The organism is Bradyrhizobium sp. sBnM-33 (genome assembly GCF_032917945.1).
In the GTDB taxonomy this organism is placed as follows: domain Bacteria; phylum Pseudomonadota; class Alphaproteobacteria; order Rhizobiales; family Xanthobacteraceae; genus Bradyrhizobium.
This window is the reverse complement of the sequence record NZ_CP136624.1, coordinates 5,718,055-5,730,385: the sequence shown is the minus strand read 5'-3', so window position 1 is coordinate 5,730,385 and position 12,331 is coordinate 5,718,055. Positions and strand designations below refer to the sequence as shown.

General features: G+C 62.1%; 11 protein-coding genes. 9 read left to right on the top strand and 2 right to left on the bottom strand.

From position 1 onward, the window contains the following. Nucleotides 1-422: 422 nt before the first annotated feature. From RX328_RS26840 to RX328_RS26815, 6 genes are all read left to right on the top strand, one after another. Nucleotides 423-953 carry a DedA family protein gene (locus tag RX328_RS26840; protein WP_213247350.1) on the top strand — a complete coding sequence of 177 codons (531 nt, stop codon included), beginning with the start codon at nucleotides 423-425 and terminating at the stop codon, nucleotides 951-953. A 222-nt stretch (nucleotides 954-1,175) separates the two neighbouring features. Continuing rightward, nucleotides 1,176-2,165 (top strand): MBL fold metallo-hydrolase, encoded by a 990-nt coding sequence (locus tag RX328_RS26835; RefSeq protein ID WP_213247347.1) that lies wholly within the window; start codon nucleotides 1,176-1,178, stop codon nucleotides 2,163-2,165. Between the two features lie 345 nt (nucleotides 2,166-2,510). Beyond that, a complete protein-coding gene (locus tag RX328_RS26830) occupies nucleotides 2,511-3,197 on the top strand; it encodes an FMN-binding negative transcriptional regulator (RefSeq protein ID WP_213247345.1) in 687 nt (228 codons plus the stop codon). Then, the gene (argC, locus tag RX328_RS26825; protein ID WP_213247344.1) at nucleotides 3,197-4,249 is read left to right on the top strand and encodes an N-acetyl-gamma-glutamyl-phosphate reductase; all 1,053 of its coding nucleotides are present in this window, start codon (nucleotides 3,197-3,199) and stop codon (nucleotides 4,247-4,249) included. The genes RX328_RS26830 and argC overlap by 1 nt, the downstream gene beginning before the upstream one ends. A gap of 9 nt (nucleotides 4,250-4,258) precedes the next feature. After that, nucleotides 4,259-4,885: a class I SAM-dependent methyltransferase gene (locus RX328_RS26820; protein ID WP_213247342.1), complete on the top strand. Its 627-nt coding sequence runs from the start codon at nucleotides 4,259-4,261 to the stop codon at nucleotides 4,883-4,885. A gap of 141 nt (nucleotides 4,886-5,026) precedes the next feature. Beyond that, the gene (locus RX328_RS26815; RefSeq protein ID WP_213247763.1) at nucleotides 5,027-6,442 is read left to right on the top strand and encodes an outer membrane protein; all 1,416 of its coding nucleotides are present in this window, start codon (nucleotides 5,027-5,029) and stop codon (nucleotides 6,440-6,442) included. Between the two features lie 80 nt (nucleotides 6,443-6,522). Here the strand turns inward: RX328_RS26815 and RX328_RS26810 are convergent, their stop codons facing one another. Continuing rightward, on the bottom strand, nucleotides 6,523-6,921 hold the full coding sequence (locus tag RX328_RS26810; protein WP_213247761.1) for an MAPEG family protein: 399 nt from the start codon (nucleotides 6,919-6,921) through the stop codon (nucleotides 6,523-6,525). An 82-nt stretch (nucleotides 6,922-7,003) separates the two neighbouring features. Continuing rightward, entirely contained in the window at nucleotides 7,004-8,809 is a 1,806-nt protein-coding gene (locus tag RX328_RS26805) for a PHA/PHB synthase family protein (RefSeq protein ID WP_213247340.1), read from the bottom strand. A gap of 289 nt (nucleotides 8,810-9,098) precedes the next feature. Between RX328_RS26805 and RX328_RS26800 the strand changes: the two genes are divergently transcribed. From RX328_RS26800 to RX328_RS26790, 3 genes are all read left to right on the top strand, one after another. Beyond that, nucleotides 9,099-9,392 carry a hypothetical protein gene (locus RX328_RS26800; RefSeq protein WP_213247338.1) on the top strand — a complete coding sequence of 98 codons (294 nt, stop codon included), beginning with the start codon at nucleotides 9,099-9,101 and terminating at the stop codon, nucleotides 9,390-9,392. A gap of 325 nt (nucleotides 9,393-9,717) precedes the next feature. Beyond that, entirely contained in the window at nucleotides 9,718-10,938 is a 1,221-nt protein-coding gene (locus RX328_RS26795; RefSeq protein WP_213247336.1) for an LL-diaminopimelate aminotransferase, read from the top strand. Nucleotides 10,939-10,965: 27 nt separating this feature from the next. Then, on the top strand, nucleotides 10,966-12,285 hold the full coding sequence (locus tag RX328_RS26790; protein ID WP_213247334.1) for a homoserine dehydrogenase: 1,320 nt from the start codon (nucleotides 10,966-10,968) through the stop codon (nucleotides 12,283-12,285). Nucleotides 12,286-12,331 lie beyond the last annotated feature (46 nt).

The following is a 12,331-nucleotide window of genomic DNA, read 5'->3' as shown; positions in this document are numbered from 1 at the left end:
AGGCGGGTCCGGGTGCACCCTTCAGGGAAGCGGCAGCCAATAAGGGGATTGCGTCCGATTAACAATAACTAAGCCGATCGAGGTGAGCGGACTTGCGTTCACCTTTGGGTTGCGTGAAGGTCGCGGCGGGCAGGGGGAACAAATCCGATGATCAGATTGCTGTTGGCCGTCGCACTCGCGGCGCCGTGTGTTGGTTGCGCGTGGTGACGCGCCCACGCAGGCCACCGCCGCCCCAGAGCTGATCGCATCGCTCAGATCCTTGGCTCAGATCCTTGGCTCAGGTCTCTTGCCCATACGGTGTGGGTTCACGCGCCGGCCCCGGCTTTGTGACTTGATGTCGCGGAAGCGGCTGGCTTACCTGTTCTTCCCAGCGGAACCGGTAGAAGGTTCAAAGACAGGAATCGGGGCGGAAAGGGCTCGGAATGGATGATTATGTGCGTGCTCTGGCTGATTTCGTGCGCGACAATCAGGTCTGGGCCGCCCCGATCGTCCTGGTGCTAGCATTCGGCGAATCGCTGGCTTTCGTCTCGCTGGTGGTTCCGGCCTGGGGCGCGCTGGTCGCGATCGGCGCGCTGATCGGCGTCAGCGGCATCAGCTTCTGGCCGGTCTGGCTCGCCGGCGGCCTCGGCGCGGCGCTCGGCGACTGGGTCTCTTACTGGATCGGCTTCAAATACAAGGAGCACGTCGCAGAGATGTGGCCGCTGTCGCGCTATCCGGGAATCCTGCTGCGCGGCGAAGACTTCGTCAAGAAATGGGGCGTGCCCTCAATCTTCATCGGCCGGTTCTTCGGCCCGCTGCGGGCCTCGGTGCCGCTCGCCGCCGGCATCTTCGAGATGTCCTACTGGCCGTTCCAGATCGCCAATTTCGTCTCGGCGCTGGTCTGGTCGGCCGTTCTGCTACTGGTCGGCGACGTCATGGGCAAACTCGCCGAATGGCTGTGGCGGGTGGCGTAGGACACACTGGAATAAGCTGATGTCGGGGGTGTTAGCCCCAACAATGTGCTCGGCATACCGGAGCCATCTTCACGTTGCCGTCGTTTCAGTGTCGTCCCGTTAACGTAAGGGCGCTAGTAGAACCAGCGGCAACCAAAGCTAACGGCACGCCAAGCGGAAGAATTCCCTCCATCGCATTCAATTCCCTCCATCGCATCCATCGTCTCACTGGGAGAGATCACTATGGAACTGACACGTCGTCACGCACTCACCGGAGCGGCCGCGCTCGCCGCCATGCCGCTGTTGCCGCAGGCGCCCGCCGAGGCGGCTGCCCCTGTGGCGGACAAGCAGGCGCCGAGCTTCTATCGCTACAAGGTGGGCGATGCCCAGGTGACGGCGATTTCGGATGGCGTCAACAATTTCGCGCTGCCTGACACGTTCGTGCTCAACGCCAAGAAGGACGAAGTCAACGCGGCGCTCGAAAAGGCCTTCATGCCGAAGGACAAGATGTCGATCCAGTTCGCGCCGCTGGTCATCAATACCGGCGGCAAGCTCGTGGTGGTCGATACCGGCAACGGCGCCGCGGCCTTTGCATCGAGCAAGGGCAATGTCGGCCAGTTCGGCGCCAACATGATCGCCGCCGGCTTCGACCCCAAGGCGGTCGACATCGTCGTGATCTCGCACTTCCACGGTGATCACATCAACGGTCTGTTGACCGCCGAGAACACGCCTGCCTTTCCCAATGCCGAGGTGCTCGTGCCGGCGGCGGAGTGGAAATACTTCATGGACGACGGCGAGATGAGCCGGGCGCCCGAGGGGCGGATGCAGACCGTGTTCAAGAACGTCCGCCGTGTGCTGGAGGCGGGGCTCAAAAAGAAGGTGACGCCCTATGAGTGGGGCAAGGAAGTAGCGCCTGGACTGACGGCGGTGGAAACCATCGGCCACACGCCGGGCCACACTTCCTATGTTCTCGCGTCCGGCTCGGACAAGGTGTTCATCCAGTCCGACGTCACCAACCACCCCGCACTGTTCGTCACCAACCCGGGGTGGCACCTGATGTTCGACCAGGATCCGGCCCTGGCAGAAAAGACCCGGCGCCGGGTCTACGACATGCTGGTCGCCGACAAGATGCGGGTCCAAGGCTTCCACTATCCATTTCCGGCCAACGGCTTTGTCGAAAAGGACGGCAATGGCTATCGGCTGATTCCGGCGCCGTGGAATCCGGTGATTTGACACGAAGTGTCATTCCGGGGCGATGCGCCGCATCGAACCCGGAATCTGGAGGTTGTGGCGCGAGATTCTCCGATGTGCGGGTGCACATCGTAGTTCGCCCGCTTCGCGTGCGCCCCGGAATGACTGGAATAACTTGACGCCAGCCGGGCGCGGCCTTATAGGCGCGCCCATGACTATCGCTTCGACCATCTCCATCGCTCGCCGCCGCCGCGCCATCATCGCGGTATGGGCGGACGTCTGCGTTTAGGATTGTCGCCTCTGCCGCCGGATCGGGTCCCGCGGCTTCTTCCTTTCCCAGAAATCGCGATCTGAACTGGCGGCTCCTACGTCAAGCAGGAGTTTGAGATGTATACGCCACCACCGTTCAAGTCCGACCGCGCCGCGAGCCTCGCGTTCGCGGAAGCGCGCGGCTTTGGCCTTGCCTGCGCGTGGGATGGCAACAAGCCCACCGCCTCGTCGCTGCCGTTCTATCTGACCTCAGCCAATGACGGCACGCCACGCGCGGCGTTTCACGTTGCGCGGCAAAATCCGCTGGTGAAGCTCGCCGATGGCGCGACCCCGTGGCTGTTGGCCGTCAATGGCACCGATACCTATGTGTCGCCGGACTGGTACGTCTCGCCGGATCAGGTGCCGACCTGGCTCTATCAGGCCGTGCATCTGACCGGCTCGGTGCGGGTGATGTTGGACGATGAGCTCGCCGCGCAGATCGAGACGCTGAGCGCGAAGTTCGAGGAGCGGCTGTTGCCTAAGAAGCCGTGGCTGTCGTCGAAGATGACGGCAGGGCGGCTGGCGGCGATGAAGAAGGCGATCGTGGGACTCGAGATGACGATCGAAGAGGTGGAGGGCAGCTTCAAGCTGAACCAGCACAAGTCGGACGCCGACCACATCGCGCTGGCCCAGGCGCTCGCCTCGCAAGGCGACGCCGACGCGCGCGAAATCGCAGCCCTGATGCGCGCGGCACGGCCGCTGGCATTCGCGGCGATTACGGTACAAGACAAGCAAACGACGACGCCTGAAGAAAGGAACGCGTGATGAGCTCGAAAAAGAAGATCGGCATTCTCGGCGCCTCCGGTTACACCGGAGCCGACGCGGTGCGCCTGTTGGCGCGGCATCCGAATGCCGAGATCACCGCGCTCACCGCCAACACCCACGCTGGCAAGTCGATGGGTGACGTGTTCCCGCATTTCTTCATGCTGGACCTACCGAAGCTCATTGAATGGGAGAAGGTTGACTGGACCACGCTCGACGCGGTGTTCTGCGGGCTGCCGCACGGCACCACGCAGGAGATCATTGCCGCGGTTCTCAGGGCCAACCCCGGGATCAAGGTGCTCGACATGTCCGCCGATTTCCGGCTGCGCGACAAGCACACCTATGCGCAATGGTACGGCCATGAGCACCGGGCGCTCGAACTGCAGGGCGAAGCCGTCTACGGCCTCACCGAATTCTACCGGGAGAAGATCACGTCTGCCCGGCTGGTCGCCTGTCCCGGCTGTTATCCGACCGCGGCGCTGCTCGCGCTGGTGCCGCTCGCCAAGGCAAAACTGATCGACGTCGACGACATCGTCATCGATGCCAAATCGGGCGTCACCGGCGCCGGGCGCGGCTTGAAGCAGAACACGCTGTTCAGCGAGGCGGGCGAGGGGCTGTCGCCCTATTCGGTCGGCACCCACCGGCACGCGCCCGAGATCGAGCAGGAGATCGGCGTCGCCGCCGGCTCAGCGGTAACGGTGAACTTCACGCCGCATCTGATCCCGATGGCGCGCGGAGAACTCTGCACGTCCTATGTCAGGCTGAACCGTGGCGCGACGCCGGACGATCTGCGGGCCGCACTGGAGAAGGCATACGCCAACGAGCCGTTTGTGCATGTCGTCAAGAAGGGCGTGCTGCCGCAGACCCAGAACGTGCGCGGCTCCAACTATGTGCAGATCGGCGTCGTCCCGGACCGCATCAAGAACCGGGCGATCGTGATTTCCACGCTCGACAACCTGGTGAAGGGCTCGGCCGGGCAGGCGATCCAGAACATGAACTTGATGTTCGGATTACCCGAGACGGCCGGGCTGGAGCAGATCGCGCTATTTCCGTGAGGTGCTGCAGTGGACGAAGTGACGCTGCAATTCTACCGCGATAACGCCGAGGCCTATGCCAAGCGTACGTTCACCTCGCGCCAGGCGCGGCTGACGGCGTTTCTGGCGCAGCTTCCGCCGGGCGCTTCCATTCTCGAACTCGGCTGCGGCGCCGGCGGCGACACCGCGGAAATGCTGGCGCGTGAGTTCGATGTCCGACCTACCGACGGATCGTCGGAAATGGCGGCCATCGCCTCAAAGCATCTCGGCCGCACCGTCGAGACGCTGCTGTTCCATGAGCTCGACGAGATCGAAGCCTATGATGCCGTCTGGGCCAATGCCTGCCTGCTTCATGTGCCCAGGCCAGAGCTTGCGGAGATACTTGCACGGATTCGGCGCGCGCTGAAACCGGGTGGCGTGTTCTATGCCAGTTATAAAGAAGGCGAGGCCGGCGGGCGCGACACGCTCGATCGCTACTACAACTATCCCTCGCAGGATTGGCTGCGTGCCACCTATGCCGAGGCGGGGAACTGGAGCTCGCTGTTGATGGAGCGCGGCGAAGTCAAAGGCTTCGACGACAAGATGGCGTCGATGCTGTTCGTCGTGGCTCAAAAAACAACTGACGGTGAGCTGCCGGGCATCGAATTCCCCCGCTAATCAAGCGGGGAATTCGTGGACCCTGTGGCGGCCGAGCTACAGAATCGGGGACAAGAAACCAGTAAAGATACGGTTCGAGTACCGGCAGCACGTCTGTCGGGAAGGGCTGGGGCCGCCGGATTGGAAATGCCGTACATGAAAATGAAAAAGTACTTGCTGGCCACCGCTCTCGCTGGTCTGGGATCAGCTCCGACGATCGCTGCAGACCTGGCCGCGCGACCTTACACCAAAGCCCCGGCACTGGCAGCCGTCTACGACTGGACCGGCTTCTACGTCGGCGTCAACGCTGGAGGGGGGCTCGGACGCAACCGCACTCAACATCAGCCGTTTCCGGGCCAAAACTATTCGCTTTACCTGCAGCCCGAAGGCCCGCTCGGTGGCGGGCAGATCGGATACAACTGGCAGACCAATTCCGTACTCGGGCCGATCGTCTTTGGTGTTGAAGCGGATATCCAGGGAGCCGGCCTCAGCGACGACCGCACCAATCTGAATTTTGGGGGTCTGCTCGTTACGAACTATAGCCAGAGGCTCGATTGGTTCGGAACTGTTCGCGGGCGTGTCGGCCTGGCCAAGGGACCGGTGCTGAGCTACGTCACGGCCGGCTTTGCCTATGGCGACGTCAACACGACGATAACTCAGTCGGTACCGGGTCCGGCTGCGGCGACGTTTTCAACCGATCGCCTCCAGGGTGGATGGACCGTAGGCAGTGGTGTCGAGGCTGCGCTGGGCGGCAACTGGACCGGAAAGATCGAACATCTCTACCTGAATCTCGGCAACAGGACGGATTTCACCGCGCCGCTGTTCGCCCCAAGCAATGTCAATACCGAGATCCGCCAACACATTTTCCGCGCCGGCTTGAACTACCGGATTGGCGGTAACTCGAATTATCAGCCGGTGGCCGCGGCCAATTGGAGCGGTTTCTATCTCGGCGGCAATTTCGGGTCCGGCTACGGCCGTGACCGGAGTTCACTGAACGTGCCGCTTGGTCCGTTCGTGGACACCTTCAACCTGGCCCCCGACGGTTTCGTTGGCGGCGTGCAGGCGGGTTACAACTGGCAGGCGGCCAATTGGGTATTCGGTGTTGAGGCCGATATCCAGGGATCGAGCCTGCAAGACGACAAGACGTGCGTGTTGACCTGCAGCGCGGGCTTGTTCGCGGCTTACGATGCCAAGCTACCGTGGTTCGGCACTGTTCGGGGCCGCCTTGGCTATTCGGTCGGACCGACACTGTTCTATGCGACGGGCGGTTATGCCTATGGTAACGTCAAGACTCGCGTCACGACGGATTCGTTCGTTGGCGTGGTGTCGAACACGTTCGAGACGACAAGGAGCGGCTGGACCGCGGGTGCCGGCATCGAAACCCCGTTCACCCTGCTTGGATTGCTCGGCCCTAACTGGACCACCAAGACCGAATATCTCTATGTTGATCTCGGCTCCACCTCAGACAATTTCATTATCGGCGCGACTCCGGCAACGACCACCCGTTCGGTGACCGAGCATATCTTCCGCACCGGCATAAACTACCACTTCAATTCGCCAGTCGTTGCGAAATACTGAGCGCGGTTTCAGAGATGCCAATGAAAAACCCCGGAGCCGAGCTCCGGGGTTGTTGCCTGGGGTCTCGTGTGTGGAAGGCCTCAAACCACCCTGAAGATCGCCAGCGCCAGCACGGCTTGCGCGAGGAAGCCGACGGTGAAGGCCAGCGTGCGGAATACCGGCAGGCCCAGCGTGTAGACGATAAGGTGCGCGACACGCGACCAGAAATAGACGGCGCAGGCGAGCACGGTCCATCTGTCGGAATAGTCGATCGCGTGCAGGATCAAGACCAGCGGTGCGAAGATCACGAGGTTCTCGACCGCGTTGTCATGCGCGAACATCAGCCGATTGGCCCAATCCGCGTGCGGCTTGTCGTTGCGCGACGGGTTGGCCATGGCACCGGAGAGGCCGCGCACCTGACAGCGGTTGATGATGTAGGGGATCCACATCAGCCCGGTCAAAATCACGGTCAGAGTCAGCCAGAACAATTCACGCGTGATTGGTTGCGTCATCGGTTTCCCCTCAATCGATTTCGATTCCCGGCACGGGATATCAGGTTATATCCAACTGCCCGCGGCCGCGCTACGCGCGGACCTTGACGTAACTGCCGGGCGCGTCCTCGATCGGCGGCATCTCCTCGGAACCGACGGCGCGTGCGGGCACGCGCTCGGGGTCGATGCCCTCCAGCCATTGCAGCCAGTCGGGCCACCACGAACCCTTGTGCTCGGTGGCGTTCTTCAGCCAGTCGGCGAGCGTGACATCCTTGATGTTGTCGTTGGTCCAGTACTGGTACTTGCCCGCGGCCGGCGGGTTGACCACGCCTGCGATGTGGCCGGAGCCGGACAGCACATATCTGACCGGGCCACCGAAGAACTGCGAGCCGTAGAGCACCGAGTCCGCCGGCGCGATGTGGTCCTCGCGCGTCGCCAGATTGTAGATGGGTACCTTGACCTTCGACAGGTCGAGCAGCGTGTTGTCGAGCACCATGCTGCCGGAGGAGAGCCGGTTCTCCAGATAGCAGTTGCGCAGGTAATAGGAATGGTTGGCCGCGGGCATCCGCGTGGCGTCGGAATTCCAGTGCAGGAGGTCGAAGGAGGCGGGCGGCTGTCCCTTCAGGTAGTTGCTGACGACATAGGACCAGATCAGGTCGTTGGAACGCAGCATGTTGAAGGCCATCGCCATCTTGCTGCCTTCGAGAAAGCCCCGTGCTTCCATCTCGCGCTCCAGCGTCGCGATCTGGTCTTCGTCGACGAATACGAGCAGATCGCCGGCATGGGTGAAGTCGACCTGCGCCGCAAACAACGTCGCGGAGGTGACGCGCTGGCGCCGCTTCTCGGCGAGCCAGGCCAAGGTCGAGGCGAGCAGGGTGCCCCCGACGCAGTAGCCTGCGGTATGAACCTTCATCTCGCCCGTCACCTTTTCGATGACATCCATCGCGGCGAGCGGGCCTTCCTTCATGTAGTCGTCGAAGGTCTTCTTGCCGAGCTCCTTGTCCGGATTGACCCAGGAGATCACGAAAACCGTGATGCCCTGATCGACGCACCATTTGATGTAGGATTTTTCCGGCTTGAGGTCGAGAATGTAGAACTTGTTGATCCAGGGCGGCACGATCAGAAGCGGCGTGCGCAACACCGTCTCCGTGGTCGGCGTGTACTGGATGAGCTGCATCAGCTCGTTCTGGTAAATCACCTTGCCAGGCGTCGTCGCCATGTTGACGCCGACTTCGAGATTCGTCGGATCGGACTGCCGGATGCGCAGCATGCCCCGCCCGGCCTCGATGTCCTCAGCCAGCATCTTCATGCCGCGAACGAGGTTGTCGCCGTTGGAGGCCAGCGTCTCGCGCAGCACTTCCGGATTGGTAAGCACGAAATTCGACGGCGCGATCGCGTTGGTGATCTGCTGAACGTAGAACTCGGCCTTCTTGCGCGTGTGCGGATCGACACCTTCGGCGTTCTTCACCAGCTCTTGCGCCCATTGCGCGGTGAGCAGATAGAGCTGCAGCACAAAATCGAAGAACAGATTCGATTTCCACTCCGGATCCTTGAAGCGCTTGTCGCGCGGCGACGGCTCGATCGCAGGCTTGGCCTGTTCGCCGGCCATGCGGCGCATCGCAGAGCCCCAGAGCTCGAGATATGCTTTACCCATCCTGATCTGCAGGGCTTCGGCGCGCTCCTTGTCCGTCAGCCAGTATTCCGCCACCTTGGTGAAGGTCTTGACGACCTCGCCGATTTCGCTGGGCGGCTTGTCCTTTGGTTCACCGTTCTCGCGAGGTTTGAGATAGGCCGCGAGCGCCTGGCCGCTCGTCTCCATCGCCTTCGCAATATTCATGGCAAAGGCTTCGGCGTTGAATGTTTTCGATGCCTGGGTCTCGGTGTTGACGTCACTCATATCAAGCACACTATAGGTTCGTTTCGCATTCGTCACCGCGCCCATTTGCCGTCAACGGGCTTGGCGTTAACCTGCTGCACTGCGATAAACTTCTCGTGTTGCGACACATTAAGGCCGCACCTGTCGCATTTGCTCTTTGGGCTTTAATCGTTTCGGGCAACAATGGTTTGAACGGTTCTAGCGAAATCAACGCCGCGGGACGATTTGGCGTTGCAAGGCTCGTACCAGCGCATAGATGCCATCGCGGTACGCGTGCGCTGCATCAGGTAGTTGGGGATTTCCGGGACGGATGCCGGTGGATCGAACGATAAGGCTGCGGTCGGTTGCCACGCTGCTTGCAACGGCGCTTGCGCTCGGCGGCTGCTCGACCCAGATCGCGGACATGCCGGGCCTCGGCCTGCCGGCTGATGCGCCAGAGCGTCCGAAGGAAGCTGGTGGCTATCTACCGGTTCATGATCTGCCACCGGACCGCAACGAGGAGGCGATGAAGCCGGCCGAGTTGGCTAAAATCCAGGCAGAATTGACCGCCGCTCGCGACCGGCAGGCAACCGCCGCTACCCCGCCAAAACCGGCCAAGAAGTGAGATAGCCTTAGTTTGGACGCGTTTTCTACCGCAGATAAGTCTACGCAATCTGCGCAAACTTGATTGCTATGCGAACCGGTCACCACCCCGGATCAAGTCCGGGGCAGGCTTTCGCCTGAAAACGCCATAAAAACTGGCGCTGCCGGGCTCCCGTGGTAAAAGAACCCAATTCAACCGCATTGCGGGTCCAGAGCCTAGAGACCTCGCGCCTGAATTCGCTCCAAATCCTTGATTGGGGGCGATTTTTGGACGAAGCCGATCGGGTTTCGTACCGCGCGCAGGTTCCGTTCGATTCTGTCCTGCCGGTTGTCGGAGCAAGGGTCCCATGGAAGATTTTTATCGCATTCGCCGCCTGCCGCCTTACGTGTTCGAGAAGGTCAACCAGGCCAAGGCGGCCGCGCGCAATGCCGGGGCCGACATTATCGACATGGGCATGGGCAATCCGGACCTGCCGACGCCACCCCATGTGCTCGAGAAGCTGAAGGAGACGCTGGGCAAGCCGCGGACCGATCGCTACTCGGCCTCGCGCGGCATCAACGGCCTGCGCAAGGCGCAAGCCGCCTATTACGGACGGCGGTTCGGCGTGAAACTCAATCCGGACACCCAGGTCGTTGCGACGCTGGGTTCGAAGGAAGGCTTTGCCAATGTGGCGCAGGCGATTACCGCGCCCGGCGACGTCGTGCTGTGCCCCAATCCGAGCTACCCGATTCACGCCTTCGGCTTTCTGATGGCGGGCGGCGTGATCCGCTCGGTGCCCTCGGAACCGACCCCGCAATTTTTCGAGGCGGTGGAGCGCGCCATAATTCATTCGATCCCGAAGCCGATCGCGCTGATCGTCTGTTATCCCTCCAATCCGACCGCCTATGTCGCCGAGCTCGATTTCTACAAGGATCTGGTGGCGTTCGCGAAGAAGCACGAGATCTTCATCCTGTCGGACCTGGCTTACGCTGAGGTCTATTTCGACGACAGCAATCCGCCGCCCTCGGTGCTGCAGGTTCCCGGCGCAATTGACGTCACCGTCGAATTCACCTCGATGTCGAAGACGTTCTCGATGGCGGGCTGGCGCATGGGCTTTGCGGTCGGCAATGAGCGGATCATTGCCGCGCTGGCGCGGGTGAAATCCTACCTTGACTACGGCGCGTTCACGCCCATTCAAGTCGCCGCCACCGCCGCGCTGAACGGGCCGGACGATTGCATCAAGGAAATGCGCGATACCTACCGCAAGCGCCGTGACGCGCTGGTCGAATCGTTCGGCCGGGCAGGGTGGGAAATTCCGCCGCCGCAGGCTTCGATGTTTGCTTGGGCGCCATTGCCCAAGGCGTTCGAGGGCGTCGGCAGCATGCAGTTCGCGACCCTGATGGTGGAGAAGTCGGGCGTGGTGGTTTCGCCCGGTGTTGCCTTCGGCGAGCATGGCGAAGGCTATGTCCGCATCGCCATGGTGGAAAACGAGCAGCGTATCCGCCAGGCCGCGCGCGGGGTGCGCCGCTTCCTTGAAAGCGGCATTGAAACGTTGCACAACGTGGTTCCTCTCGCCAACCGGCGCTAATTCCTTTTATTGCAGGTTCTCTCATTCATGGTCGCACCCCTGAGAGTGGGTATCGCGGGGCTCGGCACTGTTGGTGCCGAAGTCGTCCGCCTCATCGAAGAGCAGTCGCGGACGCTTGCCGAGCGCAGCGGGCGCGGTGTGCGCGTCGTTGCCGTCACTGCGCGCTCGAAGGCGAAGAAGCGTTCGCTCGATCTCCGCGGTATCGACTGGGCGAAAAGCCCGCTTGATCTGGCCAGCAACGCCAACGTCGACTGCTTCGTCGAACTGATGGGCGGCTCCGGCGAGCCGGCGCTGTCGGCGATCGAGGCTGCGCTAAAGAGTGGCAAGTCGGTGGTAACTGCCAACAAGGCGCTGATCGCCAAGCACGGCGTGCGGCTGGCGAAGGCGGCCGAGAAGCACGGCGGCGCGTTGAACTACGAGGCGGCGGTCGGCGCCGCCATTCCGGTGATTAAGACCTTGCGCGAAGGGCTTGCGGGCACCGGTGTCAACCGCGTCTACGGCATCCTCAATGGCACCTGCAATTACATCCTGAGCCGGATGGAGCATGAGGGATTGTCATTTGCCGAATGCCTGAAAGACGCGCAGCGGCTCGGGTATGCCGAAGCCAATCCGTCCTTCGACGTCGATGGCCATGACACGGCGCAGAAGCTCGCGATTCTGGCGAGTCTTGCCTTCGGTACCAAGGTGGCGCAGAGCGCGGTGTATGTCGAAGGGATCTCCTCGATTGCACCGGAAGATTTGCGTGCGGCCGAAGAACTCGGCTACCGCGTCAAGCTGCTTGGCGTGGCGGTGCGCACCGCCAAGGGTATCGAGCAGCGCGTGCATCCGACCATGGTGCCGAAATCGTCCTCGATCGCGCAGGTGATGGGCGTCACCAACGCCGTGACCATCGACGGCGAGGGCATCCCGCCGATCACGCTGGTGGGGCCGGGCGCCGGAGGTGCAGCGACCGCGTCCGCCGTTGTTGCCGACATCGCCGATGTGGCGCGCGGCATTCGCGCCAAGCCGTTCGGGCGTCCCGTCGATCGGCTGCGCGACACCACCAAGGCGCCGATGGAACGGCACGAGGGCGGCTACTACATCCGCTTGATGGCGCGCGATCTCGCCGGCACCGCCGCCACCATCGCTACGCGCCTTGCCCAGCAGAAGATCTCGCTGGAGTCGATCGTGCAGCGCCATCCCGAGGGTGTCGACTTGAATGGCGCCACGAAGAAGGGGTCACCAGTTCCGGTCATTCTGATTACCTACGCAACTTCAGAGGATGCGGTGTATCGTGCGCTGGAGGCGGTGCAGCGCGATAAAGTGATCAGCGGCCGGCCGCAGGTGATACGGATCGAGAAAAACTAGCGCGCGATTTGCAAGGGATTGCGCGTCCAACGGTTGAAGACGGGCC

Excerpts from the sequence above, each read along its gene's own strand:
- RX328_RS26835 (WP_213247347.1), top strand. The coding sequence starts at position 1,176 with ATGGAACTGACACGTCGTCACGCACTCACCGGAGCGGCCGCGCTCGCC.
- RX328_RS26795 (WP_213247336.1), top strand. The coding sequence starts at position 9,718 with ATGGAAGATTTTTATCGCATTCGCCGCCTGCCGCCTTACGTGTTCGAG.
- RX328_RS26790 (WP_213247334.1), top strand. The coding sequence starts at position 10,966 with ATGGTCGCACCCCTGAGAGTGGGTATCGCGGGGCTCGGCACTGTTGGT.
- RX328_RS26800 (WP_213247338.1), top strand. The coding sequence starts at position 9,099 with ATGCCGGTGGATCGAACGATAAGGCTGCGGTCGGTTGCCACGCTGCTT.
- argC (WP_213247344.1), top strand. The coding sequence starts at position 3,197 with ATGAGCTCGAAAAAGAAGATCGGCATTCTCGGCGCCTCCGGTTACACC.
- RX328_RS26805 (WP_213247340.1), bottom strand. The coding sequence starts at position 8,809 with ATGAGTGACGTCAACACCGAGACCCAGGCATCGAAAACATTCAACGCC.
- RX328_RS26815 (WP_213247763.1), top strand. The coding sequence starts at position 5,027 with ATGAAAAAGTACTTGCTGGCCACCGCTCTCGCTGGTCTGGGATCAGCT.
- RX328_RS26830 (WP_213247345.1), top strand. The coding sequence starts at position 2,511 with ATGTATACGCCACCACCGTTCAAGTCCGACCGCGCCGCGAGCCTCGCG.
- RX328_RS26840 (WP_213247350.1), top strand. The coding sequence starts at position 423 with ATGGATGATTATGTGCGTGCTCTGGCTGATTTCGTGCGCGACAATCAG.